General features: G+C 51.3%; 27 protein-coding genes. 13 read left to right on the plus strand and 14 right to left on the minus strand.

Features of this window, described 5'->3' with window-relative positions; translation table 11 throughout:
- The first annotated feature begins 93 nt into the window (after positions 1 to 93).
- From AB1656_22160 to AB1656_22170, 3 genes are all read left to right on the plus strand, one after another.
- Positions 94 to 1,872 (plus strand): NAD+ synthase, encoded by a 1,779-nt coding sequence (locus AB1656_22160; GenBank protein MEW6238102.1) that lies wholly within the window; start codon positions 94 to 96, stop codon positions 1,870 to 1,872.
- Between the two features lie 12 nt (positions 1,873 to 1,884).
- Positions 1,885 to 2,427 carry a hypothetical protein gene (locus tag AB1656_22165; protein MEW6238103.1) on the plus strand — a complete coding sequence of 181 codons (543 nt, stop codon included), beginning with the start codon at positions 1,885 to 1,887 and terminating at the stop codon, positions 2,425 to 2,427.
- Positions 2,428 to 2,813: 386 nt separating this feature from the next.
- On the plus strand, positions 2,814 to 3,164 hold the full coding sequence (locus AB1656_22170; protein ID MEW6238104.1) for a hypothetical protein: 351 nt from the start codon (positions 2,814 to 2,816) through the stop codon (positions 3,162 to 3,164).
- Between the two features lie 122 nt (positions 3,165 to 3,286).
- Here AB1656_22170 and AB1656_22175 read toward each other — a convergent pair whose 3' ends face one another.
- Together AB1656_22175 and AB1656_22180 are read right to left on the minus strand one after the other, a co-directional pair.
- Positions 3,287 to 5,515 (minus strand): two-component regulator propeller domain-containing protein, encoded by a 2,229-nt coding sequence (locus tag AB1656_22175; protein ID MEW6238105.1) that lies wholly within the window; start codon positions 5,513 to 5,515, stop codon positions 3,287 to 3,289.
- A gap of 360 nt (positions 5,516 to 5,875) precedes the next feature.
- Entirely contained in the window at positions 5,876 to 6,778 is a 903-nt protein-coding gene (locus AB1656_22180; protein MEW6238106.1) for a sugar phosphate isomerase/epimerase family protein, read from the minus strand.
- 242 nt (positions 6,779 to 7,020) lie between these two features.
- On the opposite strand from AB1656_22180, the gene AB1656_22185 reads away from it, so the two are divergent.
- Positions 7,021 to 7,479 carry a PTS sugar transporter subunit IIA gene (locus tag AB1656_22185; GenBank protein ID MEW6238107.1) on the plus strand — a complete coding sequence of 153 codons (459 nt, stop codon included), beginning with the start codon at positions 7,021 to 7,023 and terminating at the stop codon, positions 7,477 to 7,479.
- A gap of 135 nt (positions 7,480 to 7,614) precedes the next feature.
- Here AB1656_22185 and AB1656_22190 read toward each other — a convergent pair whose 3' ends face one another.
- The 4 genes from AB1656_22190 to AB1656_22205 all read right to left on the minus strand — a co-directional run bounded on the left by AB1656_22190 (position 7,615) and on the right by AB1656_22205 (position 11,031).
- A complete protein-coding gene (locus AB1656_22190) occupies positions 7,615 to 8,127 on the minus strand; it encodes a hypothetical protein (protein MEW6238108.1) in 513 nt (170 codons plus the stop codon).
- Positions 8,128 to 8,181: 54 nt separating this feature from the next.
- The gene (locus tag AB1656_22195; protein ID MEW6238109.1) at positions 8,182 to 8,829 is read right to left on the minus strand and encodes an RNA polymerase sigma factor; all 648 of its coding nucleotides are present in this window, start codon (positions 8,827 to 8,829) and stop codon (positions 8,182 to 8,184) included.
- A 243-nt stretch (positions 8,830 to 9,072) separates the two neighbouring features.
- On the minus strand, positions 9,073 to 10,020 hold the full coding sequence (locus tag AB1656_22200; protein MEW6238110.1) for a lysylphosphatidylglycerol synthase transmembrane domain-containing protein: 948 nt from the start codon (positions 10,018 to 10,020) through the stop codon (positions 9,073 to 9,075).
- A gap of 9 nt (positions 10,021 to 10,029) precedes the next feature.
- Positions 10,030 to 11,031: a Gfo/Idh/MocA family oxidoreductase gene (locus AB1656_22205; GenBank protein ID MEW6238111.1), complete on the minus strand. Its 1,002-nt coding sequence runs from the start codon at positions 11,029 to 11,031 to the stop codon at positions 10,030 to 10,032.
- 80 nt (positions 11,032 to 11,111) lie between these two features.
- On the opposite strand from AB1656_22205, the gene bshB1 reads away from it, so the two are divergent.
- From bshB1 to AB1656_22220, 3 genes are all read left to right on the plus strand, one after another.
- Positions 11,112 to 11,822 (plus strand): bacillithiol biosynthesis deacetylase BshB1, encoded by a 711-nt coding sequence (gene bshB1 / locus AB1656_22210; GenBank protein ID MEW6238112.1) that lies wholly within the window; start codon positions 11,112 to 11,114, stop codon positions 11,820 to 11,822.
- Positions 11,823 to 11,912: 90 nt separating this feature from the next.
- Positions 11,913 to 13,019 carry a class I SAM-dependent methyltransferase gene (locus AB1656_22215; GenBank protein ID MEW6238113.1) on the plus strand — a complete coding sequence of 369 codons (1,107 nt, stop codon included), beginning with the start codon at positions 11,913 to 11,915 and terminating at the stop codon, positions 13,017 to 13,019.
- 251 nt (positions 13,020 to 13,270) lie between these two features.
- Complete coding sequence (locus AB1656_22220; GenBank protein MEW6238114.1) at positions 13,271 to 15,268, plus strand: Rne/Rng family ribonuclease; 1,998 nt, start codon at positions 13,271 to 13,273, stop codon at positions 15,266 to 15,268.
- Positions 15,269 to 15,366: 98 nt separating this feature from the next.
- Here the strand turns inward: AB1656_22220 and AB1656_22225 are convergent, their stop codons facing one another.
- Genes AB1656_22225 through AB1656_22235 form a run of 3 tightly spaced genes read right to left on the minus strand, consistent with a single transcriptional unit; the run spans position 15,367 to position 16,270 of the window.
- Complete coding sequence (locus AB1656_22225) at positions 15,367 to 15,933, minus strand: IS630 family transposase (protein ID MEW6238115.1); 567 nt, start codon at positions 15,931 to 15,933, stop codon at positions 15,367 to 15,369.
- A gap of 5 nt (positions 15,934 to 15,938) precedes the next feature.
- Entirely contained in the window at positions 15,939 to 16,130 is a 192-nt protein-coding gene (locus tag AB1656_22230; protein MEW6238116.1) for a winged helix-turn-helix domain-containing protein, read from the minus strand.
- On the minus strand, positions 16,100 to 16,270 hold the full coding sequence (locus AB1656_22235) for a hypothetical protein (GenBank protein ID MEW6238117.1): 171 nt from the start codon (positions 16,268 to 16,270) through the stop codon (positions 16,100 to 16,102). The genes AB1656_22230 and AB1656_22235 overlap by 31 nt, the downstream gene beginning before the upstream one ends.
- A 289-nt stretch (positions 16,271 to 16,559) precedes the next feature.
- Here AB1656_22235 and AB1656_22240 point away from each other — a divergent pair, with 289 nt between their 5' ends.
- On the plus strand, positions 16,560 to 16,994 hold the full coding sequence (locus AB1656_22240; GenBank protein ID MEW6238118.1) for a transposase: 435 nt from the start codon (positions 16,560 to 16,562) through the stop codon (positions 16,992 to 16,994).
- Between the two features lie 645 nt (positions 16,995 to 17,639).
- On the opposite strand, the gene AB1656_22245 is transcribed toward AB1656_22240, so the two are convergent.
- The 5 genes from AB1656_22245 to AB1656_22265 all read right to left on the minus strand — a co-directional run bounded on the left by AB1656_22245 (position 17,640) and on the right by AB1656_22265 (position 21,400).
- Entirely contained in the window at positions 17,640 to 18,044 is a 405-nt protein-coding gene (locus AB1656_22245) for a helicase-related protein (protein MEW6238119.1), read from the minus strand.
- Positions 18,045 to 18,208: 164 nt separating this feature from the next.
- Complete coding sequence (locus AB1656_22250; GenBank protein MEW6238120.1) at positions 18,209 to 19,201, minus strand: dihydrodipicolinate synthase family protein; 993 nt, start codon at positions 19,199 to 19,201, stop codon at positions 18,209 to 18,211.
- Positions 19,202 to 19,270: 69 nt separating this feature from the next.
- Complete coding sequence (locus tag AB1656_22255; protein MEW6238121.1) at positions 19,271 to 20,416, minus strand: hypothetical protein; 1,146 nt, start codon at positions 20,414 to 20,416, stop codon at positions 19,271 to 19,273.
- On the minus strand, positions 20,413 to 20,919 hold the full coding sequence (locus tag AB1656_22260) for a DUF4365 domain-containing protein (protein ID MEW6238122.1): 507 nt from the start codon (positions 20,917 to 20,919) through the stop codon (positions 20,413 to 20,415). Before AB1656_22260 ends, AB1656_22255 begins: the two co-directional genes overlap by 4 nt.
- 67 nt (positions 20,920 to 20,986) lie before the next feature.
- The gene (locus AB1656_22265) at positions 20,987 to 21,400 is read right to left on the minus strand and encodes a hypothetical protein (GenBank protein ID MEW6238123.1); all 414 of its coding nucleotides are present in this window, start codon (positions 21,398 to 21,400) and stop codon (positions 20,987 to 20,989) included.
- A 361-nt stretch (positions 21,401 to 21,761) separates the two neighbouring features.
- Here AB1656_22265 and AB1656_22270 point away from each other — a divergent pair, with 361 nt between their 5' ends.
- From AB1656_22270 to AB1656_22290, 5 genes are all read left to right on the plus strand, one after another.
- Positions 21,762 to 22,598, plus strand: coding sequence for a flagellar hook-basal body protein (locus AB1656_22270; protein MEW6238124.1), 837 nt, complete (start codon positions 21,762 to 21,764; stop codon positions 22,596 to 22,598).
- Positions 22,599 to 22,698: 100 nt separating this feature from the next.
- Positions 22,699 to 23,487: a flagellar basal-body rod protein FlgG gene (gene flgG, locus AB1656_22275; protein ID MEW6238125.1), complete on the plus strand. Its 789-nt coding sequence runs from the start codon at positions 22,699 to 22,701 to the stop codon at positions 23,485 to 23,487.
- A gap of 335 nt (positions 23,488 to 23,822) precedes the next feature.
- The gene (flgA, locus tag AB1656_22280; protein MEW6238126.1) at positions 23,823 to 24,824 is read left to right on the plus strand and encodes a flagellar basal body P-ring formation chaperone FlgA; all 1,002 of its coding nucleotides are present in this window, start codon (positions 23,823 to 23,825) and stop codon (positions 24,822 to 24,824) included.
- Positions 24,825 to 24,955: 131 nt separating this feature from the next.
- Positions 24,956 to 25,573, plus strand: a complete 618-nt coding sequence (locus tag AB1656_22285) for a flagellar basal body L-ring protein FlgH (protein ID MEW6238127.1) — start codon at positions 24,956 to 24,958, stop codon at positions 25,571 to 25,573.
- Between the two features lie 26 nt (positions 25,574 to 25,599).
- A complete protein-coding gene (locus AB1656_22290) occupies positions 25,600 to 26,823 on the plus strand; it encodes a flagellar basal body P-ring protein FlgI (GenBank protein ID MEW6238128.1) in 1,224 nt (407 codons plus the stop codon).
- Positions 26,824 to 26,867 lie beyond the last annotated feature (44 nt).

The raw sequence follows: 26,867 nt of genomic DNA on the forward strand, positions 1-26,867 counted from the left end.
AAATATCCCTTATTTTTCATCATTCATCATTTGCATTTGCAGCCCCGCTATTCAGGTTGTCAATAAATACAATTCGAGAGTAAAAGTAAAAAAATGACCAGCAAAAAAAACGTCTCCTTTCTGCGCGCCGGCGCGGCGCAAATCAATCCCACGGTCGGCGATCTTCCCGGCAATACGCGCAAGATTCGCGAGTGGATTCATAAAGCCAAAGATAAAGGCGTTCAATTTTTAGCCTTTCCCGAACTAGCGATCTGCGGCTATCCTCCCAAAGACCTGCTGCTAAAAACCCAGTTCATCGCCGATCAACAGCGCCGCCTCGACGAAATCGTCCCCGAAACCAAGGGAATGCTTGTCGTCGCCGGCCTGGTCGTCCGCGACGGCGACAGCTACAACGCCGCCGCCGTCATGCACGACGGCCAGCTCGTAGGCGTCGCCCGCAAAGTGGGATTGCCGAATTACCGCGTCTTCGACGAGAAGCGCTATTTCCGGCGCGGCGAGTTTCTTTCCATTTTCCAGACCGACATCGCCAGCTTCGGCGTTTTGATTTGCGAGGATTTATGGCATCCCCAAACCGCGGCCAACATGGCGGCTACGGGCGTTGATCTTATCCTCTGCCTCTCCGCCTCCCCCTTCAGCGCCGGACGCTGTCTGGAGCGGAAGACCATGATCGAATGCCGCTGCCAGGATCACGCCGTGGGGCTGGTCTTTTGCAACCAGGTGGGAGGGCAGGACGAACTCCTGTTCGACGGGCGCAGCCTCATCGTCTCTCCCCAAGGGAAGATCATCGCCGAAGGGGCGGCTTTTGCGGAAGACCTCATTGTAGGCGACATCCGTTTCGAGGAGATTCACCGCGGTCGGCTGGCCGTTCCCATCCAACGCGATTCCCTTCCCGCGGAACAGCCAGGGGCGGAACCGGTGCGCCTTTTCGTTTCCAACGGCAACACGGCTTCCACTGTTCCCAACGCGGGCGCCCTCGATCTGCGCCGCAATCCCTTTTTGCCCAAACCGGTTTCGCTCGCCTACGATCCCATCGCAGACGTTTACCAAGCGCTGGTTATGGGCGTGCGGGATTACGTCCATAAAAACGGCTTCCAAAAAGCCGTCATCGGTTTGAGCGGCGGGATCGATTCCGCCTTGACGGCGGCCATCGCCGCCGACGCCCTCGAACCGGAAAACGTAACCGGCATTTCCATGCCTAGCCGCTATTCCTCCGATCACAGCCAAAGCGACGCCGCCCAATTGGCGCAAAACCTGGGCATCGAATTCAAGCAATTCGCCATCGAAGACATTTTCGCCCAATATCTGCAACTTTTTCATGAAGAATTTCATAGCCGCGATCCGGATATTACCGAGGAAAATCTGCAATCCCGCATCCGGGGCAATATCCTGATGGCCATTTCCAACAAATTCGGGCATATCGTGCTGGCGACCGGCAACAAGTCGGAAATGGCGGTGGGCTATGCGACGCTTTACGGCGACATGTGCGGCGGCCTGGCCGTCATCGCCGATGCGCCGAAAACGATGGTGTACGAATTGGCGCGCTTCCGCAACCGCGCAGCGGGACGCGATTTAATCCCGGAAAACTCCATCCTCAAGCCCCCGTCGGCGGAATTGCGCAACGGACAGCTCGATACGGACAGCCTTCCCGAGTACGATATATTGGACGGCATTCTGCACGCCTACATTGAACAGGATTGCAGCCTGGCCGAAATCGTGGAACTGGGCTACGACCCGGAAACGGCGAGACGCATTATCAATATGGTCGACCGCGCCGAATACAAGCGCCGGCAAGCGGCCATCGTCTTGCGCGTTACCTCCAAAGCCTTCGGCAGCGACCGGCGTTTGCCCGTAACCAACAAATACAAATCTTGAAATGGTGTTGCAATGAAAAAGATCTTTTGTTTATTTTCCATGTCGATTTTGACGCGCCAGGCATTCGCCCAAACCGAAGGCGAATCTTTCTTTGACAAATATTTGCCTATTGCCAAACTTTTCGATTCCCCAGTTTTTTTCGGAATCGTCATCGGCAGCGCCATTCTGTTTTTGCTAGCCGCTTATATCTTCATTAATTATGCGAAAGCGCTGGAAAAGAGAAGCAGCGAGTGGGCGAAGAGCAAAAAACTCGATGAGATCGTTGCGGCTCTTGAAAGCCCTATACCCCAGGAAGCCAAAATGGCCTTCGTCCATCTCCGCAAGCGTTCCGGCGAGCAAGAAATCCAGTCGCTCATCGAAAGGCTGCAAGAACAGCGGCGCACCGGGAAAATCAATCCTTCCTTCATTTATCTTTTAGAAGATCTGCACGCCGTTTCCGCCGTACCGCTGCTGGAACAAATCGCAAAAGGCAAATCCCAAGCCGCCTCCCTAGCCGGACACGCCTTGGACTGCATCATGACCGAAGAAGAAGCCCGCAGCGAAACCAAAGCCTAAAATTCCATCGTTATCATAAGTGCAACTATTTAGCCTTATGAAGAGAAGAAATACGAATTCATTATTTCGCCCTTTCAGGGCTTAAGGTTTTTGTTGATCCTGTTCCCAGGCCGTTGGCCTGGGCTATCTTATTTCGCCCTTTCAGGGCTTAAAAACAAGGATTTCTCTTCAATCGGGTAAACTGTTACAATTCTTTTTCCGATCATATCAGTTTCGACGTTCGACTCTCGGAGACGATTCCCGATGCATTAACTCTTTTATTTTCTCTTCTTCCAATTATTTGCGATGAAAACATAAAACCTAATATCTGGACGCAACGTCCCGGCTCTCTTCAAGGTTCTTATCCTTATCAAGTTTTCTGGCTGTATTTTGAGGCTTATTCTTTTATGGAAGATAAGGTTGAGTTTGAATGCCTCACCGATCCGGCTACGATTTTTGGGGATTATTCATTCGTCAACATTGACTTAACCGCTAAAGGTTTCCCTGACGTCGTTGATTCCGTTTCGTTTATTTTTCTCAACGGCGTTTCTTATTATCCTCCAAGAAAATTCATAAAAATGGATATTAATTATTTTCGCTATGACGGTTTTGAACATATTTTTAGGGAAGTTAATGATGTTGTGTTTTTAGTAGAACTAACAAATGGGGAAATATACAAAATATCCGTTCCCGACATGCCTCCAAAATTTACATTGACGCCGCAGGTTGGCATTATCGACTGGCAGGAATACGATTGAAGAAAAAGGTATACAGACAAATCCTCAAAAGGCAGGCGGCAAGGGCAAGGTAGTTTCTGCCCTTGAGACCGTAGGATGGGTCGTGTTTTTTGACCCATCATTTTTTCATCACTCATCACTCTTCATTCAATGAATCCGGCATAGCGGCCCAGCCAATAGGGCAAGAGCCAAAAGACGCCGCAACTTTCGAAATGCCCTTCAGTATCTTGAATATCTCCCGCTGTTGCGCTCCACGGATTCTTATCCCACCGCATGACTCCCCGTTCGCTGGCGGGCAGCATACGGTCGATTTGCAGCGATTCCACCATAGGAAAGCGGACAAGCCGAACATCCTCGCGCTGCGAATTGTCCACCGTCCATTGGATTAAATCCAACGATTGATCGCGCAGAAAATCCACGCTTTCGGTTGGATGGCAATCCTCGCCTCCAACTAAACCATAGATGAAATTGTAAAAAGGATCGTTTTCATTCTCGATGGTTTTGTAAGCCCAAGTCAATCCTTCCAAAAACGCTGTGCGCAATTGAGGATCGTCTTCGTTCAGCATCAATCCCGGCGCGGCCAAAGCGAGCAGTTCGTCGTCGATATGGGTGCGGTCCGATCTCCCGTAACTTTTAGGGCGGCGGCAATTGTCCAGATAGCCATGTTTTTCGATTAATTTTTTAAACTCGTTTTGATATTTCTCGTCGCCGGTGATGAAATAGGCAGTTTTTAAATAGGACAAAATTTCAAACGAATTGATCGGCCTTTCCACCCGCCAATCGGGATCGTGATTCAATTTTTCCGGCGACCATACGCCCCACCGCGTCGGCTGGCCGTCGATGTCGCGCAGAACGTAGCCGCCGCGAATGATTCCATCCATAATTTTGCGCACATGATCGCGAACGCGGGATTTATGCGCATCGTCGGCGGCCAGTTTGTAATAAAAATAATATCCGAAAAAATGTCCCGTAATTTCATCCGAACTGGTATCGCCTTTCCAAAGCCATTTGCCGTCCGCCGAGAGGCGCCAACGCTTCTCCATCGGTTTATAGCGCGGATCGCGAAGGCGTCGCTCCGCCGCTTCTTGGGGAGAAATCGCTTCGTTGGAGTCGGCCATGCGCTTCCAATCGCTGGGAACGATGGTGCGGGCGACGAAACTGCCGGTTTGCGTGATAGTTTGCAGCCGCTCCAGCGCATCGTAGGCGCGATCCGCTCGATCTTTGGCTTCGGGATTCTTCGTTACGGCGAAACGCAGGCTTTCCATGGCCATATACATGCTAGTGTATTGGCCGTCGTTGTCGTCGTCGTAAGGTTCGAAAACCGAACGATCGGCGGGATTGGGGAAGTAACATTTCTCCACGAATCCGGGCGGCCGGATATGGCGCTTTCCCAGAATTTGGCGAAAATAAGCCTCCTTTTCCGCCAATGTCATTGTTTTTCGCTTGATGGCGCTGACGCCTTTGGCCGTAGCAATCCAAGCCGCGCCATCCGGAGCGATGGCCAAGGCGCGCACATCGTCGCTGAGCAGCCAACGGCGGCTATGGCGCTGCGACCATCGCAGGCCGTCATACCGCGCAACGCCGCCGCCGGTTCCGATCCATAAGGTTCCGTCGGCGTCGAAGGCCAAAGCGCGGACATCATGATAGGGCAAACCGTCGCGTCCGGAAATCGATCGAATGCGCTTGCCGTCTTGATAAACGTCAATGCCGCCCAATTCGCCGATCCATAATTTCCCATCCGGCGCAAAGGCTAAAGCGTTCGTCTCGCTATAGGTCAACTCTTCATCTTTGAAATAATAATCCAGTTCTTTTTCGTCCCAGCGATAAAGTCCTACTCCCGTTGCGATCCACAATGCTCCTTCACCGTCGAGCGCGGCGTCTCTGGCGTTCAACGACCAGCCGCTTGCGATGTTTTGCCATTGGCCGTTATTCCAACGCCATGAACCGTCCGGGCCGATGGCGATCATATCATCGGGAAGCAGGCCGATAACGCCGATAGGATTTTGAATTCCCTTAGTTTTATCAATCCCCTTATCGGAGATTCGATATACGCCGTTCCAAGCGCCCACCCAAAGAACGCCCTGGCGATCCATCTGCAATTCGTATACGGGTCCCGGTTCGACTTCGGGAACGATAGACCACGCTCCGCCGCGCAAAGCGAAAAGACCGGCTTGGGTTCCAGCCCATACGGTTCCATCTCCATCTATGGCGATAGCGCGAACGTCATTGGCGGAGTCTCCGCCGGGAATTGGATAGGCTTCATGATATTCCTGAACGAAGGGATCGTCTTTTATTCCTGCGGAGGCTTCTAAACCCCATAAACAAATAAGGAAGGCGAAGAAAAATCGAAATACGTAAATGGACTTCTTCATAAAAATCTCCCAAATCGATCGGATTTCAAACTCCTACTACGCAGCTCGTACTCTCAGGCTGTTGTAAATATCATTTAAAAAAGGCGTTGAGTCTTTCATGTTCATAGCTTTCGAAACGCGAAATGAGTCGAATGCCGCGAAATTAATTCTCCCAGCCTTGAAAGGCTGGGCTATTGCCAAATGCCCCTTTAAAGGGGCAAACGATAATAGCCCACCGTTTCAACGGCGGGTATGTGGAGGTTTTCTTTTCGCGTCTTCGTTACATAAGCGTAATTTTGGAACGTCTTATAAACTCCTCCTCGCGCCTAACATGAGTTGCAAAAAAGGAATAGAGATAGTAGTTTTAAAACATTCCGGCGATTATCCAACAAAACTCTCGACGAATTGTTTCGCCTTTTTGGCTTGCGCCAGGATTTCCGCCTGGCTGCCGGGCGCCAGCGTTTCAATCACAACGGGACCGCGAGCGAATCCCCCCTTCTTCAATAGGGAAAACACTGCTGGGAAATCCACCTTCCCTTCGCCGGGCGTAACCATCACGTTTTGCGGAGGCAGATAATCCTTAACGCACATGCCCGTCACAATACCATCGACGCTTGGAGCGTCCAGGATGGGATTCAACTCGCCTTTCGAATAATAAAAAATATTGCCGGGATCGTACCAGAGAGTAAAATTGTTCTTGCCCACTTTTTCGATCGATTTTCGGCATTGCGGACCGGTGGCGTTCGAACCGCCATGTGGTTTCAATGTCAATCCTACTTTTTTGCTCTCCGCATAATCGCAGCATTCGGAGATAATCTTATAATAAGGTTCATAAAGTTCGGGCGCCTCGACGCCCCCCATCATCAGCGTTTTCCCTTTCACGGCGGCGCAACGATCGATCAATTTCCTTAGCGCGTCGATTCCCGTCTGGATCGTAGGCTGCATCGGAAAGCCTCCGCCATAGACGGCGGGAACTTCCAAACCTCGTTTCTTGACCTCTTCCCCGATCTGCTGCGCCTCTTCCGGCGTGGTTTCGAAAGTTATGATCAGACTGGTTTTGGAATTGCACGTCATCAGTCCGGCATGTTTGAAACCCGCTTCCGCAATGGCGTCCAGCGCTACGCGATAGTCGTACTTGTCCCAAGGCCGCGTAAAACACCCGATTGGCCAATTCGATTGGCGATCCGTCGATTCGGAAGCGAATACCGATCGCGAAACCGCCGCCGCTAATCCCAGATTCGCCGTCCATTTGAAGAAATCGCGCCGATTGCATTGATTGGACATAAGCATTCTCCCATTCGCTTCGATCATACTATCCTCATAAGGCTCCAGTATAGAAGAAAATAGGTTTGATGGCGACTCTTCCTCTTTAAGGAGCGCCAATATTCTTATTTTTCAGTTTTACGTTTGGAAAAAGTTTAAGAACTTTTTACGTTGAGTCGCCTCTATGGATTGCCCTTGGAAAGCAATTTTATATAATAATTTAAATGATCTATTTCAAGAATCGAATTTTGGGAACCAATGGGATGCAACTCTCCGAAATCCTAAGCGAAGATCGTATTTGTCTCGACGCCCAAAGCGAAACAAAATCGGAGGCGATCCGCGAACTCGCCGCAATTGCCGCAAAAAGCGGTAAAGTTAGCAATTTGGATAAACTAGTTGAATCCTTAATGGCCCGCGAGAAAATTCAAACCACCGGCATCGGCTATGGCATGGCGATTCCCCACGCCACGGCGGAAGGCGTCCGCGGCGTCGTCCTCGTGTTGGGAATATCGAAGAAAGGCATCGATTTCGAATCCCTGGACGGACGCCCGGTTCACTTGGTTTTCTTGCTGGCGGGGGAACCGAGATTGCAGACCTCTTTTCTCAGCATCCTGAGCAAAATCTCCCGATATTTCCGCAAAGAAACCTTCCGCAACGAAATATTGCAAGCCGAATCCGCCCAAGAAATCCTTTCTCTCCTCCGTTCCCGCGAAGAACAATAACCCTTGATGACGCATTGCAGCGAAAAGGAATATCGTTAAAACTTTCTGGATTTATGTAGAATTCTTCCATAAAAAGAGACCAGACGGAGTGAACCGATCTGGTCTCTCAACGGTCTTCGGATCGCTCAATTCTGATTATTCGATAGCCTTTTTGTCGACTTCAGAGAGTGCGGCCGCGCTATCCGGCGCAACGGTAGATATCTCCTCATCGGTTTCAATCTGGACTGTTGAGGTTACATCTCCCGTTTTTCCATCGATAACGTTGACTTCGCGTACGGTTTTTACCTTTTCAATGCTATCCGGCGCGATTGTGGATATCTTCTCAACGGTTTCAATTTGGACTGTTGCGGTTGCATCGCCCGTTTTTTCATCGATGATGTTGACTTCGCGTACGGTTTTTACCTCTACGATGTACGAACGCAAGGCGGTGTACCCTGCCCACGACGAGGTCGCGACGACCGTTATTAGGAATAGACACAGCGTCCACGCTGTTTTTTGATGAGTTGTCATCCATCGAATCATGATGGGTTTCTCCTTTCGGTATTCTTGAATGAGTTGGTTTTTGAGGCGTTCTCGGTGACTGCTTTCGACGATGCGCGGCGCCTGCGTTTCGGCGAGCCATTCTTCCATGCTTTTCTTGCGTTTCATGATACGCCTCCACTTCGCTTTTTATTCGTTTCGGATCGGCCAATCCAATTAGTATTAATGCCGATTTTCAAAAAAGGTTGCGTCTTGTTTTTCCATTTGTTTTCGGAGCCGTTTGAGTCCCCGATGGATCAAGGATTTAACGGTTCCCATTCGCTTGCCCAAGATTTGCGAGATTTCGAAATATTCGAGGTTTTCGAAAAACCGAAAGGCGATGACTTCCTGGTAGCGCATCGGCAGATTGGAGATTTCCCGGTGCAGATGCGCATATTGCTTCATGCTTGCTTCTCGTTCTTCGACGTTCAACCCGTGAAAATAGATTCGTTCAATATCTTCCTTCCAAAGGAAGGTTTGTTCGGTCGTTCTTCTGCGCTTCTCTTTGCGAAAAAACATTCGCAATTCGTTGAGGGCGATGCGATACAACCAGGCGCGGAACGGCGCTTTATGGTGGTACTTGGGGAGGGCGTTCAGAGCGTTGAAGAAGGTATTGGAGGTTAACTCTTCGGCGGCGTTTTTATTCAGGGTTCGGCGATATATGTAGTTGAGAATAGCGCTGTAGTGGATTTCGTATAATTGTCCGAAGGCGGCGGCGCTTGTCTTGGCATGTTCTACCAATGTTTTCTCGGATTCGATGTCAGCGCATTCGTCTGTATTCGCCGCAACGATCTTTTCCAGTTTTCGCAACGCCTGCGAGATGGCCGTCATATTTTTGCTCCGTAGTAATGTATCCGTCATTTACCTTAATGACGAAGCGTGAAATTTGTTGCAGTACGATTGATGTTTTTTGTATCGCAGGAAGAAAACGGGGCGAGTAAAGATATCAAAGCAAGCGAATGACAATACAAGATGGTTCACGTTTTTCAATCCATCGGTTTTTTAAGTGATGGAATAATTGTCTGGTTTTAAGATAATAGATCGGCTATTGCGATCAGCATCTATCGATAACGGTTAAACGGGGCGCGTCAGGAAACGCTTCATCGCCGGACTCATCCAACCGATGAAACCTAAAACAATGTGATAAATCAGCAAGACGAGAAACATCAATCCGAAAACGACGGCTGCATTCACGGCGTCGGGATAATGGGCGCGGGAAAAAAACGCCATCAAAATCGCTTCCCGCACGCCTACGCCGTAGATGGAAATTGGTAGCAATCCTGCTAACGATCCAAAAGCGGCGAAAGCGAAGGCGTAGTAAAGCGAAAGGCTATACCCCGTTCCTCGAAAGAGCAGGAATATCATCCAATAGTTAAGACCCCATATTGCCAAAGAATAAAGCGCCATCGCTGCCCATTGGTTGGGAGAAATGTTTCTGAAGGATCGGGTGCAGACGTGGATTTTTTCTTCTACATCGACGGCAATTTTTTCGGGAATCATGCGCATAGCCAGAGTTAGAAGCGCCTTGCGATAGATGTACATTCCCAAGGGCGCCGCTAAGAGGAAAAGCGCCATAGCGAAATAATAATAAGCCTGTTCCGGCATTAAATCCCGGCAGACGAGGATGCCCGCGGCGACGTAAAACAACAACGCGAAAATATCCATGACTCGTTCCAGAAACGAGGACATGAAAGCGCCGCGAAAAGAGGCTCCTGCATTCATAAGAAATTTCACCTTAGCAAATTCGCCAAGGCGCCCCGGCGTCAGGCTGCCGAAGAAAAAGCCTGATGTCGCCACGGCGAAATTTTCCCAAAACGAAATAGGAATGGATTCGTTGCGCAGCAGCATCTGCCAACGCAAAACGCGCAGCGTCCATTGGGCGAGATGAAACGGAATCACGAGCGCCAATACGCTGAAACGCAAAGAACCTACTCTAGCGCCCAAGGTTCCGATATCGACAATCCAACCCAATAAATAAACGAAGATCGCCACGCCGATGAGTTTATAAAATAGAGATTTCATGGAAGGAATTTATAAATCGGTCATGACTTGGCGATCCGCCGCGTCGCGCAATTTCAATACAACTTCCGTTATGCGATAACAATCTTCGGCGGGGACGACCAACTCTTCCCGCCCTTCGATCGCCGCGATCAGGTTGGGGAACTGAGCGCCGTTCGGCGGCGCGGGAACGATATGTTTTTTCTCGTTTTTCGTCATTAGGAAGACTTGATCGCCGATCAATTCGACGATGCCGTCGACGCCCGCAATGCGCAAGCGGTCGTCGCCCCACGCATCCGCGTTTTCCGGACGGCAGTAATCGAGGCGGGTGGAGATGGTCGCGCCATTGTTCGCCAGGAGAATCATGCTGGCGGTATTCTCCATTTCCTTCAGTTCAGGCTTGCCGACGTTATGATGAAAAGCGGCGCCTTTCACGAATTCCAAACCGCTGCACCAGCGGATCAGATCGAGAGAATGGCAGGCGATATAAGGGATGGTTCCCGCGAACGATCCCCGTTTTTTCATCCATTCCGGACGGTCGCCGACTTTATAGGATTTCTGCGCCGAACATTGCGCCACTGCGCCGATGGCGCCCGAATGGACGATCTCGCGCACTTTTCGGTATACGCCGTAGAAACGCATAACCAGCATCATGGTCAGCGTTGTATTGGCTTCGGCGACAGCTTTTTTGATGCGCTCCAAATCCTCCAAATTAGCGGCCAGCGGTTTTTCCGAATAGATATGGCAGCCCGCCCGCGCGGCGTCGATAATCGCCTGCGCCCGCGTCCCGTGCGGAGTATAAACGGCGGCGATGTCGAGCGCTTCTTTTTCCAGCATCTCGCGGTAATCGTCGTAAACTTTGGTTTCAGCCGTAAAAGCGGTGAAGGATTTGACGCGGTCGGCGCTGCGCTCGCCTACTCGCGCTATTGCGGCGAGCCGGACGTTTTTCATCCCGGCGATTGCTTCGAGAGTATATCCGATATGGTCTTCCCAGCCGATCATTCCGACGCGGTAAATCATAATTCGCCCTTTCATGCTGGTTGTTCTAGCCCGTTTCGGGTTTTAGGATATCCGATAATCGAAAAACATTACAGTAGCCGCAGATTGGATTAGGCATGAACGATGCGCCGCTGGATATGTTAATCTTCGCTCCCCATCCCGACGACGCCGAACTGGGTATGGGCGGAACCATTTTGAAATCGATCGCCGCCGGAAAGCGCGTGGGCGTCATCGACCTTACCCGGGGCGAGTTAGGAACCAAAGGCGACGCCGCCGCCCGCGCCCGTGAAGCGCATGAAGCCTCCCAAGCGATGGGCTTGCATTACCGGGGCAATCTCGATCTGGGCGACGGGAAAGTAGCGGATAACGAAGAGAATCGCCGCAAGGCTATCGACGCCATTCGGCGTTTTCGCAGTTCGCAGGTTTACGTTTGTCCGCCCTTTGACCGGCATCCCGATCACCAAGCGGCGGCGAAATTGATCCAAGCCGCCTTTTTCCTGGCGCGCCTGCCCAAACTGGAAACGGAATATCCCGCCTTCTCCCCCCGGCGCTTGTTTTACTATTTCATCCACGATTGGCGGACGATCTCTTTCGCTGTGGATATCACCGGCTATTTCCCCAAAAAGAAAGAAATATTATTAACCTATCGCAGCCAATTCATCGATCCCGATCTGCCGCCGGATTACCGCTATATCGGAACCAGCCATTATTTTCAGCAGATCGAAGCCTATAATCGAACCATCGGCGCCGCCATCGGCGTGGAATTCGCCGAGGGATATTTTTCCGAATCGCCTATTTCCCTTCCACTTCCAACCAACCTAGAGTAAAAACAACATGACCGAAGTTGGCTTGCTATCGATTGGATGGCCCATGACCGGCAATATGGTAATGGGCGGTTGGGAGGAGCTGGATCATCCATGTTGAATTTCGATTCCTGGCAGCGTTGCGAAACCGCGCGAAATCTCTTGAACTGGGCGCTTCCCGAATCGGGAGCTATCGTATTGGACGTCGGCGGATATCCGGGACGAATGCAATCCATGGCGCCGCAGCATGATTGGGTGATTTGCGATCCCCGGGCGGACGCTCCCGGCAATCAGGTGCGGGCAGGCGGCGAAAATTTGCCGTTCGCCGACAGCGTTTTCGATTTTTGCGTTTGCCTGGACGTATTGGAGCATATCGCCCCGGAAAAGCGTCCGCTATTCTTGAGCGAAATGCGGCGAGTCGCCAAGCAAGGAATCATTCTCTCGTTTCCCCATAATCATCCACTAGTAATAGCGGCGGAAAAGAACATCGGCGAGACCTATCGGCGATTGTACGAAAAAGATCATCCCTGGCTTGGGGAACACGCCCAATATCCCTTGCCGGAGATAGAGGAAATCGCGGCGCAATTGAAAAAACAGGGCGGCGAATCCGCCATCTTCAATGTGGGTTCGCTGCGCCGATGGACTCAATTGCAATCTATCGATATTTTGCTGGAAGCGATTCCCGGCAGTCTGGACGCGGCCAAGAAACTGGACGAGTGGTATAAGGAAAAACTCTTCCCCTGCGACTTCAATCCGCCAACATATCGGAAAATGATTCTTCATCTTTTCGCGGCGGAAGAACCGTTGAGCCTAGGGTTGGTCCATCCTTCGATGGAGGAGGAGACGGAAGCGGATAACGAGTTTTTCCACCGCGCCGTTTTGGAAATACTAAACCTTCTTCTCTCTCAACAAGCATCCTTCAAGCCCAAAGAGCCAATACCTCCTTTGGATGAGAAGAAAGAACCCAAGGAAATCAGCGAAGAAAAAACCGAAGAGAAAGAAGAACCGCTCCTTCCCGTTGTCGAGGAAGCCGTGGCGGGGGAAATGAAGGAATACGTCCAACGTTTGGAGCGCAGTCTCCAACTTTGGGAAGAGACGTATTCCTCCGCCATCCAGCGTATGGCCGATATCAGCCGCTGGCGGGACAACCTGGAAAAGCGCAAGAGTTTTAAAATCTATAAACGGATAGCGCATCTTTTTGGAAGGAAAATCGAAAATTGATGGAGAGACGAACGTCTTGAATGAGGTAAGCCCTCCCTTAATTAATAATTGATTTGGTATAATATTAAGTGTAATATCCGATAGAATATGTTAGTTGGTTGTTTTTTGGAGAGAGTCCCTAATATCCTTTTTTCAATGATATGACATCTCAAAATAATCGTCCTTCCATCCTATTCGATTGCAATCAAAGCGGCGCCTTTTGGAAGCCCGCTCGAATCTTTCCCCTATTGACAGGCTAAGAAATAATCCTCATGGATCCAATCGAAAAGAACAATATGAATTCCGAATCCGGCGTCCCGGAGAGAACCGGTTCCGGCGCTGATTCCTCTTCATCGCCCGACTCGAATGCGGCGCTGCAGGAAAAACCTCGTGCGGAGCGTAAAAGAACCAGCCGCCGCAAAAAACCGGCGGAATCGGCCGTTTCATCCGAGCCGCCCGCCGCCGAATCCAAAGAAGAAACGGCCATTTCCCCGCCAAAGCAGGAACCGTCCGTTGCGGCGCAGGAACAAAAATCCGGCGCAGCGCCTCATCCCAGCCGGCAACGCTCCAGCCGCCGCCAAAAACCGGCGTCCGCAAAATTACCGGAACCGCCCGCCGCTGAATCCAAAGCAGAAACCGCCGCCGCACCTCCCGTTCCGCTTTCGCCAAAGGAGCCGGAACCTAGCGCTGCTATTCCGTCGCCGCCGGCCGCTCAACCGAAGCGATCTAGCCGCAAACGTTCCAATCGGCGTAGAAAGCCTTCTCCCCAAAACGGCGCGGCGGTTCAACCAGCCGCCAGCCCTATCGCTCCAGCGCCGGTGAAAGTCATCCAGCCGCCGGAACCGGCGGTCCACGCTCCCGAACGTCCCAGCGAAATTAGGAAGGAAGCCGCGCCGGAATCGGCCGCCGTCTCCCCTGAAAAACAACGCATCGGACGGAAGCGGTCAAGCCGGAGGAAAAAAACTTCGCCGCAAATCGCTGCTGTCAAAGAAAAGAAAATTCTGCGCCGCATCATCTTCGCCTCCGAAGCGGGGTATCTGCTCGCCGCCATCATCGAAAAAAACCGCATTACGGATTTTTGGATCAAGCCGGAAGAGAGAATCGATCATGGAACGTCGGGCAACATATATCGCGGCATCGTAACGCGCATCGTTCCCGCTCTCAACGCCGCTTTTGTGGATATCGGCCTGGAGAAGCACGGATTCCTCAGCTTCCAGGATATGGGGCCGGAATTGTATAAAAAGAACTTCCACGGCCATCAAATGCAAAAAGCGAAAATCGGAGACGTCCTCAAGCCCGGCGAAAATATCCTCGTGCAATTGGCGAAGGAAGCCATCGCCGACAAAGGCCCGGCGCTAACGGCGAAGATTTCCATCCCCGGCCGTTTCGTGGTCTATATGCCCTATTCCGACGTGATCCGCATGTCGCGCATGTTGGACGATAAAGAAAAGGATTGGTTCCGCGAACTCGTCGAGCGGGAAATGGATTTGCAAGGCGGCGTCATCTTCCGCACTGCCTCCAAGGGACGCAGCGCTGGCGATATTCTCAACGACATAAAATACCTCACCCGCACTTGGTCCCGCATCGAGAAAGAGTACGATTCGGGGACCGGTTGCAAGTTGATCCATCGCGAAGTGGATTTGTTCGAGCGCGTATTGCGGGACGATTTCACCGAGGATGTCGGCGAAATCGTCATCGATCATCCGCGTTTGAAATACCGCGTCTCCCAATTTTTGAAAATTATCGCGCCTCGATCCGTCCCGGACGAGTTGATCCGCATTCATACCGAGAAGGAACAATCGGTTTGGAAAGCCTGCAACTTGGAAAAAGACATCGACCGGCTCTTCACCAACAACATCCACCTCGACTGCGGCGGGCGTTTGATTATCGAGGAAATGGAAACACTGACGGCCATCGACGTGAACACCGGCAAAAACGTCGCGGGCAAAACCCAGGACGAAACCATTCTCGAAACCAACCTGGAAGCGGCGGAAGAGATTCCCCGCCAATTGCGCCTGCGCCAGATCGGCGGCATCATCATCGTCGATTTCATCGACATGAAGCAAAAAAAAGATAAGGAACTCGTCTTTCAAACGCTCGAACGCGAGTTGGAAAAAGACCGTACGCCTTCGGACATCCAGCAATTCACCGATTTGGGATTGATCCAAATCACGCGCCAACGAGTAGGAAGAAGCCTGACGCAGCAGCTAACATACACCTGCCCCCATTGCGGTGGCAGCGGACGCAAACCGACGATAAAACTGACGTAAAATTGAATGAATCAGAATCGTAGCGGCTCACTTGCCGTTTAAACGGCGGTTTATTGTCATTTGCCCCTTTAAAAGGGGCATTGTAATACGGTTTCAATTTAATTATATGCGAGAAGCCAGGAGACCGAGGTAACGGAAGCCACACGTTGGGGATCAAGAGTAAATTGATTCCAAGCATCGCAAACGGCCTCCAAAATCGCATGATAATTTTTAAAGAGTCGGTTGCTCAAAAAATGAGAGCGCAAATAGCGCCATATCCTCTCCACAGGATTGAGTTCGGGACTATACGGCGGCAGAGAAACCAAAGAGATATTTTTAGGAATTACCAGCGTTTTCGAGCGATGCCACGCCGCCCCGTCCCACACGAGGATTAGATGCGTATCTAAATTCATGGCGGCGGCGAGTTTCTTTAAAAACCGGTTCATCATTTCCGTATTGGCTTGCGGCAAGGCCAGCGCCAGCGAATTTCCGGTTTGAGGGCAGGTCGCGCCAATCAGGTAAACCCATTCGTATCCGGTCTGCAGCGGAACGGTTAGCCGCTCGCCGCGAATCCCCCATTGGCGAGTCATCGTTCCTTGTTGGCCGATTCGCGCTTCATCTTGAAACCAAACCTCTATCCGTTGGCCGGGATGCGCCGCTTGGATCTCTTCCACTCGCTCTGGCATTTTTTTTAAGCCTCTTGCCGGGCGCGATCTCCTTTGGGATGTTTGGGGCGAGGCGCTAGGCAGGACAAGCCGATCCGCCGCAACACCGGATAAAGACTCCTGGATTTATACTCCACGCCCATTTCCTTTTCCACGATCCGGCGGATATCCGGTTCATGAAAGACTTTTACGCCATCCGCTTTTTTAGGTCCTCGCAAGATACGGCGACGCAAGGCTTCCTCTTGCCGATTGCGGCGGACCGCTCCAACAATGCAACGGCGAGAACAGCGTTCGTTCGCGAATCGTCGAGGACATTCCCGCCGACATCCAGCCGGAAGTCGCCGAACATCTCCTGCACCGGGATTACTGCCCCCGATGCAAAAAACTGGTGGAACCCAAAGTGGAGGCGGCTTTGCCGAAATCCACGATTGGCAACCGCTTGTTGGTTCTGACGGCCTATTGGCATTACGCGTTGGGGATGACGACCGCCCAAATCCTGGATACTCTCAATTACCACTTGCAGTTCACGTTGACGAAAGGGGGACTGATTCAGAAGTGGCATCAGTTGCGAATCATCCTGCTGGTCTGGTATGAAGACCTGGCCGCCGAGATCCCGAAATCGGCGGTGTTGCACGGAGACGAAACGGATGATCCAGGACGCTCTGCGGCTGCGGACGCGGGAGGATTTCTCGCCGGAGACCTACATTTCCCGCATCGACCACTTGTACGAACGCCTGCTGGATTTGGCGCTGGCAAGTTACATGGATTCCGATGCGCGGCGGCTGGCGAAACGCCTGGAGAAATACCGGGACGAATTGTTGGTTTTTCTCAAGAATCCGGAGGTTCCCGCCACGAACAATCAGACGGAACGGGAAATCCGGACGGCGGTGTTGATTCGAAAAATCATTTATAGCAATCGCAGTAAAAAGGGCGCGTTGACTCAATCGGTATTGATGACTATTTTTCGCACGCTGAAACGGCGCGGATACAATCCGATCCAAACCCTCGTCGCCGCGCTTCGGGAATATATCCGCACCGGCCATTTACCCCCATTCCCTCCCTTTCTCACTTCAGATGGCTGACCTGTTACAGATTTTTTATAATGGGTTTTTCTACAGCAGGTAAGTGGCGATTAAATCCAAAGTTCAGTAAAAATACTTACCTCAACGACGCTGATTATATTCTTAATTTAGCAAAGGCCAGCAGACAAATACCGCGCCAGCGTTCTTTCTTCATACATCGAATGATCCTGTAAATTGGAGATCCTCCTCTTATCTTGTCATGGGCGCAACATCGGCATTATCTTCGACGCGGCATGAATTCGATCATTATCCTTCGATCATTGGCGAAGGCGGAAAAGATTACGAAACGGGGCATTACAACATGCTATACTACACAAAACAAATAAAAGAATTTCAAAGCGGTTCCTGGATTACGACAAGTTTTGATCTTGTTCGCAGACCATTACAATTCGAAAATCAATAATGACGATCCGGCAAAAAGTATTGATAATGCAATCGGGTGACTACCTATTGTGGTGCAGGCATCTTGCCTGCGGTGTATCTTGTGCAGGCTGGAAGCTCACACTACAAAAAATTGGCTTTTTGCCGTTACGTCAATAATGTATGTAACATATAAAGAGGGGAGTTCGTTTAGACGGATTCCCGGGAGTCATTATGAAAAGCTTAATATCGCAAATTCTAATTCTGTTAATATTTACGCAAATATTATTTTCTCGAATGATACCCGCGATGAAGGCGTCCCGCATATTGGGCTAACGTCCCTCGCCAGGAAATCGGCATGGCAAGAAAGAGAGTGTCGAGTCGGGCATCATCGAAACCTTCGCCTAAATAGCGTCCAGTGGCGATAATCAATCGTTCTTCATTATCCGGAATACTTGACAGTTTTTTCATGAGTTCCTGACGTTGACAAGTTTTCATTCCTCCGTGAAGAACAATAATGTTTCTGACGATTCCCGTCAGTTGTTCCGCCAGCTTTCGCAAATGCTCTTTTCGTTCTGTTAACACGAGCGGCGAACGTTTTTCTTGAAGCGATTTTCGTACATCGCCAATAATGAGATCATTACGCGGTTGATCGGCGAGCATAGCGGAATAAATCTCATGAATTTGCAATGGTTCCTCATTTTCTGACAAATCCTTAAAAAGGCAGGCGGCAAGCCTACCTTTTTGATTGCAATGTTAAGTTTGATCTGAATGAGAGACGAATCCTTCACCCGTGGATTTTCATCATCGGATTGTAGGATGGAGCGCGCCGTTTAACCTATCGATGATTCCTATCAAGACGCGTATTTCCGAATAAACGGCTCAATGGCTTGAAAAATCTCCTCTTCCTTGGCGCCGGACAAAGGCGAGGCGCCGTCGCGGCAATAGGCGGAAATCTTCAGCCCCTTCTTGCGCATATAAGCGAAGCCGCTTTGATCGGGGACGATGCCTTGAAAACCGTCCAAAGCCAGGTTGACGTCGAATTGCGCCTGCCGCGCAGCGGCGAAATCGCCCTCGCCAACGGCGTCGAGAATGCGCCGCAGAATTTGGGGATAGACGCAGCAGCCCTGGCCGATTACGCCGCATACGCCGGTAACCAGCGCCTGATAATAGACGCACTCCGAACCGGCGATGAGGTAAAATTCCTTCCCTTCCGCCGCTTCGACAAGCGAACCCAGCCAATATAAATCGTTCGTGGAAACCTTCGCGCCGATAATGCGCTTGAGCGGCGCCAGGCGCCGAACGAGAGACGGCGTAATAGAGAATTCTTTCGGTATTGCCTGTGGATTGTAGATGAGAATGGGGACGTTCGTATTCTCATGCACTTTTTCGAAAAAGGCGGCAACCGTCTCTTCCGGCGTCGAATCCTTCGCCACCGGCAACCCGGCGGGTACGATCAATACCACGGCGGTTGCGCCATGCTCTTTGGCGTAAGCGCTCAAGGCGATCGTCTCGTCAAGATAGCGAACGGGATCGGTTTTACGGCTGAAATCGCCGTCATAAATTCCGCTGCTGCCCGCGAAGACGAACTTTTTCCCCTCCGCCGCCTCGACGACAGTATCCAACGATTGCTTGAATTCCTCGGCGGAAAAAGTATACATGCGCCCGCAGCCGCTGCGCCAAAATAGAGATGTAATCGAAGGCTCGGCGGCCAGCCAGCGGGTGAACTTGCGTAAAGCGTCATGATCGATGCGCCGCTCCGCATCCACCGGCGTAAACATCGGCGCGATCGGCCCCACAACGCAATCGGGAAATTCTTTTTTCGTGATGGGATGGATGAATGACATGAATCTCCTCGCAGATTATGGATGGTATGGAAAGAATTCTATTGATGGACGGAAAGTAAAACGATTCGTTTATTCGAATTCTTCTTCCAAAGTAAACTGTTTTAGATTGACGAGAGAATAAGACCTTCCCTCTTTGACCAAGTCGCCAATACAAGTTACTTGCATACCTTTTTTATGCGCTTGGATCGCCTTCGTATAATCTTTGCCATTAAGTTTAACTACTGCTTTTCGAGGATTTCCGTCAATCAATCCAAAAATTGTTGCGTCGCCGCCTTCTTCTACGTTTTCACTATGAAGATTAATCACGACTCCTTGAAGTTCGCAGCCTTCGTTCGGCGCCGCCTCGCGGGAAATCCTGCCATACTCTCTAATTAGCGAAATCGAATTTTCGGTAAACGATATTTTGGACGGCAGCTTCTCCCGCTCGCGGTTGCGCGACCAGGAAATGGACACCTCCAATTCTCGATGAGGGCTTATCTGCGCGAGACCGGACAACGCTTCGCACAAATTAACGCTTACGCCTTTATGGACGGCTTCCTGAAAAGGCTTCATATTCCTCGTCAACAAAGATTCATTCGACGCCTCTTTGGCGGCGTTCAAGGCGGCGGCGAGAGTTTTCGTAACCTCGCGTTCGAAAGGATCAGAAATGGTAAATAAATGCTCTGCCTCTTCCGCTTTCAATTCGGGAGACACGGGCGACAGCACGGTTACGACGTAACTCCCCCGCTCCGTTTGTCCCATTCGGACTTGATTCATATAGTCGATGACTTGCTGCGGTTTTCGCGTTGCGTAATAGAGTTTTTTGTTCACGGCTGCGCAAGCCGCCGATAAGAGCATATCTCGCGTCCGTTGAATAAAAGTAACGCCGTCTTCCAGCGCTATCGTTCCATCGGAGGCGCGATCCATGAACGATCTCACCCGAATAAGATCGGCGGACGAGATAAGCAGATCGTTTAAAATATCCAATTGCGAACGTTGCTCCACTTTTTCGAGAATCGTTAATACTTCGCTCATACGAATAGCATAATCGTCAAAATCCTGCCGCAACGGCAATAATATATCCGCTTCCTCTTTGTTATTTCTTGAATATACCCAAATGGCGGCTTTATCGCCGCGACTTGATTCTTGTTCCCATCCCTGCGTTCTTAAATAGGCGATAAGATCGCTAGGTTTGAGCGCTTGAAGCGTTTCCGGATCGCATACTTTCGCTTTCATAGCGATTCTCCTTTTCCGATCTTAATCATCATTTCTTTTAGTGCTACCACAGTGAATGGATTGTCATAAGGAATATCAACTCTTATGGTATTTTTATTCTCCGTTGGAGGGAATCCCTTAAGCGACTTCCAATAAGCGCATCGTCGAAGCATTAATTCCTTATGCCTTTGAGAAAGCCACTCCGAAATATCCTGGGGAATAAAAAGTACTACTAATATTCTTGGTACAAGAATATCCGAAATAATAAGATCGCGGTAATTTTTTGTTTCCAAATCGTATTTAAAGATATTCTCTTTCAAATCGTAATCCACTGTGCTTTTTAATTGAATATCTAATTTCGGACGCCCTTCTATCTTACAGGATAAAGTCCAATCGACGCTATCGTCATCGATATTCGGCTTTGCCATTACGCATCCCGCCACTGAAGCGATCGCTTGCAGATACGCATTACTGAATTGTTCCTGTTGTAATGAGTTATAACCGACGGACGGTTGCAAGGCCATAGGCGAAATCCTTTTTGTAATCTATTGAAAAGTATAATCTTATATCAAATGAAATACAATATGGCTTCTACGCCGTCCGGATATGCAGTGCGCTGAGCAATATCCCCAACGATCGGGCGTCGCCGTTTTGATAAAGTTGGTGGGGCGACCAGGGCGTATAGACTTCCAAAGCGATCTTTCCGTCGGCGGGCAGAATCAATTCGCCGTTGCGCGTAGTCCATTGATTGGTTCCCAGTTGAAATTCGAATTTCGTCCCCGTTTCCGTGGAAACGGTCGCTTGCAGCGGCTTCCCAACATGTTCAGGCCGCGCCGCCAATAGCAAGGTCAGGCGAATCCGCCCGCCGAAACCGGCGATCTTCCATTCGGCGCGTACAGACGAGGCGCGATAAAGCAGCCCGTCGGGCGACTTCTCCAAGCCGTACCAGCCTTCTTGCAGAACTTTCCGGTCGTTCAACCCTATGAGAATGGCTTTCGTATTCATGGATATGGCAAAAAATTCCCTTTTATCGGCGCCTTTTAGAATTACTTTAACGATTTTTTTTCTCGCTCGAAAGGGGATATCCTATTTATATCTTCTCTTTTGAGGTTCTTGTAAAATTGATAAAGTCTACTTTTTAAATTCTCCCCCCAAGCTTGGGGGGAGTTAGAGGGGGGTTGATTTTAATAGACTTAAGGCAACCCCCTCCTAACCTCCCCCAAGCTTGGGGGAGGAAAAATGGAATTATGCATGAGGCTCTTTTCAATAACTTAACGAATATTTCTCCTAAATAAAATTTCTTTACCGCCGTTGGTACAAACGTTGCTTTATCCAGCCATGAGCCTAAAGCCCGCAGGAGAACATTATGATTACCGGCCTCTATTCCGCCGCTTCGGGGATGATCGTCCAGGAAAAAGTCCAGGACCAGATCGCGCAAAATCTGGCCGGGTGCCAGATGCCCGGCTTTCGGCGGGAAGAGGTCGTCATCCGCTCGTTTCCGGACGTGATGCTGAACGAAACCTATCGCGGCATTCCCAAATCGCTGGAGAAAGCGCGATACAACCACGCCATCGGCCGCGTAGGAACGGGCGCGGGCGTGGATTGGAGTTACATCGATCACTCCCCAGGCCAAACGCTTTATACCGACAATCCTTCGGATATGGCCATCAATGGCGACGGCTTTTTCACAGTGCTGACGCCCGACGGGCTGCGTTATACGCGGGCGGGCGATTTCGTCGTCGATAAAGACGGCTACTTGAAAACTCATCAAGGCTATTTCGTCATGGGCCAAGGAATCAACAACCAACGCAATCCTACTACAATTTATGTTGGAAACAACGATTTTTACGTCGATCCCTACGGCCAGGTCTTCCGCCGGGAAAAGGATATGACTCTGCCCGCAGCGCAGCGAGTAACGCGCGAAGTTCTCATCGACCAACTGAAAATCACCGATTTCGAAGATAAAGACAAGCTGTTCCGCGAACCCGGCAACTATTTCCGCTGCGAAGAAGATGACCGGGACAATATGAAAGTACCCGCTTACTATCGCGTCGAACAAGGCTATATCGAAAAAGCCAATTGCTTTCCCACAACGGAAATGGTCAAGATGATCGATTCTTACAGAGTATACGAAGCCAGCGCCCGCGTCTTGAAAGCGCTGGACGGCACGTTGCAAAAAGCGGTCAACGAAGTAGCCCGCTAATTCTTTAGAATAATGGTTCCCTCGACCGCTCGGAGAGGGTTAAGGTGAGGGAGAACAAGCGACAACTTAGCTTAATTGAGTAATAGAGGAGATCACAAACATGCTGCGAGGACTCTTCACCGCCGCCGCCGGAATGCACGGCATGTCGTTCATGGTGGACAATATCGCGAACAACCTCGCGAACGCCAATACCTTCGGGTACAAGCGCACCCGCGTGGATTTTCAGGATCTTCTCTATCAAACCATCAAACCGGCGGGCACGTCCGCTTACCAAGGCTTACGGCTGCCGACCGGCATCCAGATCGGCCACGGCGTCCGCGTCGCCGGAACGCGCCGCGTCTTCACCGAAGGCTCCTTCCGCAGCACGGAAAATCCTCTCGACGTGGCCATCGCGGGAAGCAAGGGATTTTTTCAAGTTACTCTGCCGGATGGATCCATAGGCTATACGCGGGATGGCGCCTTCAACCTCGACGACACTGGCAATATCGTCACTTCCGACGGCTTTCTGCTCCAACCCGCCATCCAAATACCCAATAACGCCATCTCCTTGAATATCGGCGAAGAAGGCATCGTCTCCGTCGTTACGCCCGGCAACCAAATCAACCAGATCGGCACCATCCAACTAGCGACGTTCATCAATCCCGCTGGTCTGTCGGCGCAGGGCAAGAACCTTTTCCTGGAAACGGATTCATCGGGCGCTCCCATTCCTACCAATCCGGGACAGGACGGCGTCGGCTATCTGATGCAGGGCTTTCTGGAAAACTCCAACGTCAGCGTGGCGGAAGAACTGGTCAACCTCATCACCGCCCAGCGCGCCTTCGAGGTCAACTCCCGCGCCGTGCGTACCGGCGACGAAATGATCCAAACCGCCGTGAACTTGAAGCAGTAAAAAACTAGACTGTGAGACTGTGAGACGGGGAGACGGGGAGACGGGGAGACTGTGAGACGGGGAGACAAGGGGGCGCAAGGGCAAGTCGTCATCCCAGCCTTGAAAGGCTGGGCTATTATAAAATGCCCCTTTAAAGGGGCAAACGAAAATAGCCCGCCGTTTCAACGGCGGGACGGCAGACTGGGAGACTGGGAGACTGGGAGACTGGGAGACTGGGAGACTGGGAGACTGGGAGACTGGGAGACTGGGAGACTGGGAGACTGGGAGATGGGGAGACGGGGAGACAAGTCCCAAAGTCCCAAAGTCTCAAAGTCTCAAAATAAGGAGCAAGCAAAATGAAAACTTTTCGCCTCGCCAGCCTAGCGTTACTCGCGCTCCTTCCTATCTTTGGAATTCCGAGCCAAATCGCAGCGGCGGAAGAAAAGACTGTCATTCAATTGCGCAGCGAATTCATCGTACCCCAAAAGGGCGTCAAGGACGTCCTTTTAAAAGACGTAGCGAAGAGCATCCAGGCGCCGAATCCCGAATTGAAAAAACGCCTGGAAAATATCGTCGTGATGCCATCGCCGGAACCAGGCGAAAATAAACGGCTTCCCTATAACTATATCATCCGCGCCATCCGTACGGCGGGAATGGATTTCTACCATCTTTATTTTGAAGGAGCGCCGGTTGTCGAAGTTTATGGGCCGGGAAAAACCGTCGCTATACAAACCATGATCGATAAGATCAAAGACCATATCCGGGAAGAGACGGACTGGCCCGATGACGAACTCGTCATGCGCGTCATCAGCGCTCCCACGCACGACGCGCGCCTGCCGTCCGAACCGACGGATATCGTCGTAGAGCGCAACAGCCCCTACGCCTATGGAACCGGCCGTTACGAAGTGCAATTTTTCATCGACGATATCCTCACGGATCGCGCGCCTTTCGTCGTCTCGGCAACCCGCAAGCGCACCGCCTATGTTCCCATTAGGGACATCAAGCGGGGCGAAGTGATCGGAGCGGATGACCTGCGCGAACGGATCGTCTTCATCGACAACGTCAACGAAGACCAACAGATCGCCGACAGCCAGGACGAAATGATTGGCAAGCGCTGCCGCATCGCCATGCGCAAGAACGTCCCCATCCAATGGAATTTTCTTGAAACCAACTTTATATTGAATCGTGGAGATTGGGTGAACCTGATCGTCCGCAACGGCGGATTGACCATGCAAACTATGGCCAAAGCCCAAGGCCGTGGAGCGCCGGGAGACGTCATCCCCGTCAAAATGGATAAAACGGGACAACTGGTAAAAGCAAAGATCATCAACCGGGATTACGTCATCTTCGCCTCTTAGTAAAAAAAAGGACAAGGGGACTGTGGGACAGGGAGACAAGGTGACCACTATTTTCTCTTGAGCAACCCATCAGTCCTTTTCATCATTCATCATTCATCATTCATCATTCATCATTCCAAGGGAGTTGTATAATGTATCGTATAAAATGGATGTATCTAGCGGCGGTTATATTCGCGTCGATTGGCGCAATTCCGATCGAAGCCAAATCGCTATGGACAAGCGATTCGCCATTGAATTTCATGATGGCGGATGGCAACGCTTCCAAGGTGGGAGAAATCCTCACCATCATCGTTCAGGAAGAAAACAAGGCCAACGATTCCGCCGACTCGCAGGGAGCGCGCAAACACTCGATGAACGGCGTCTTGGGCATGGTCTTCAATAACAAATTCATGCAAAAAGTATTCGGAAGCGCCGACGAAGCGCCATCGTTAAAATGGGATTCCAGCAATCAATTCGAAGGCGACTCGGCGGTGGATCGATCCAGCACCTTCCAAACGAGAATCGCCGCCACCGTCGTACGCATCGATCCCGCCGGGAATTATCTGGTGGAAGCTCGTAAAACTCTCCGCGTTGGCGAAGAGAATAAGACCATCATTCTCTCCGGCAAAGTGCGGCCGAGAGACATCATCAACAACACTGTCTATTCCCACCAGGTCGCCGACGCGGAAATCAGTTATCTCGGCAATGGTACGCTGTCGAAATACAATAATCCCAATATCTTTCAACGTTTCTTGAATTTCTTGTTCTAAGACGCTGCGGCAAAAGGACGACAATCATGAATACCCTGCGACGAACGATTGGACTGGCGAAATCGGGAATCCGCCGCGCCGTCTCCAGCGGATGCGTTCTGACGGCGCTTCTATTATGGCTGGCCGCCGCTTTTGAGGCGCAAGGCCAACCCATCGTTTCGCGCATCAAGGATATCGCCGAACTGGACGGCGTGCAGGAAAACGTATTGATCGGCTACGGATTAGTGGCCGGACTGAACGGAACCGGCGATGGACGCCGGGGCTTCACCGCCCAATCGCTTAACAACATGATAGCGGGAATGGGCATCAACGTCGTCCCGCCGGAAACGATCACCACGGAAATCGTTCCGGATAACGTAGCGGCGGTGCTGGTGATGTCCTCGCTGCCGCCGTTCGCTCGCCCCGGAACCAAAATCGACGCCACCGTTTTCACCATCGGTCGCGCGGAAAGTCTGCAAGGCGGGACGCTGTTCCCCACACCCCTTAAGGGCGCGGACGGCCAATTCCACGGCATGGCCTACGGTCCCCTTTCCATCGGCGGCTTCAGAGCCGCGGCCGGCGGCGGCGGAGCTGGCGCGGCGGGCGGCGCCTCCATCCAGGAAAATCATCCTGTCGTAGGCCGCATCGCCAACGGCGTCATGGTGGAAGGCGAACCGGTCTTTCAAGAAGTCTTACAGCAAGGAAATTCGTTGCGCTGGCTGCTGTATCAACCCGATTTCAAAACCGCTTCCAATGTCCAGCGCAAGATCAATTCCATGGCTAGCGCCAACATCGCCGTCGCCGAAGACGCCGGAGCCGTGCGCGTCGATCTGAACGCGGACGCGGAAGGCCATATTCTATTGGGCAACCAATCCTTCGATTCGCTGGTGGACGCCATCGCCTTCATCGACGACGCCCTGGTGGAGACCGACAAGAAAGCCAAGATCGTCATCAACGAAAGAACCGGAACCATCGTGGCGGGCCACGATATCCGCGTGCATAACGTCGTAATCTCGCATGGATCGCTGCGCATCACGATCCAAAACGTTCCCGACGTGACGGCGCTCGGCTTCGGCCAGGGTATGCAAACCTTGCAGCCGACGGTCAGCGCCCAACAAGGCGCCAACCAGATCGCCATTATTCAAGGTACGACGTTAGGCGACGTCGTCAGCCAACTCAACGCTCTCGGATATACGCCGCGCGACCTGATCGCCATCTTGCAAGCCATGGCCGCCCAAGGCGCCATCAAAGCGGAAATCGAGATTATTTAACAATAGGCGGCGCAACCAAATTCCCTCGCCCTCCGGGAGAGGGC

It is taken from the genome of Candidatus Omnitrophota bacterium, from assembly GCA_040755155.1.
GTDB lineage: Bacteria > Hinthialibacterota > Hinthialibacteria > Hinthialibacterales > Hinthialibacteraceae > JBFMBP01.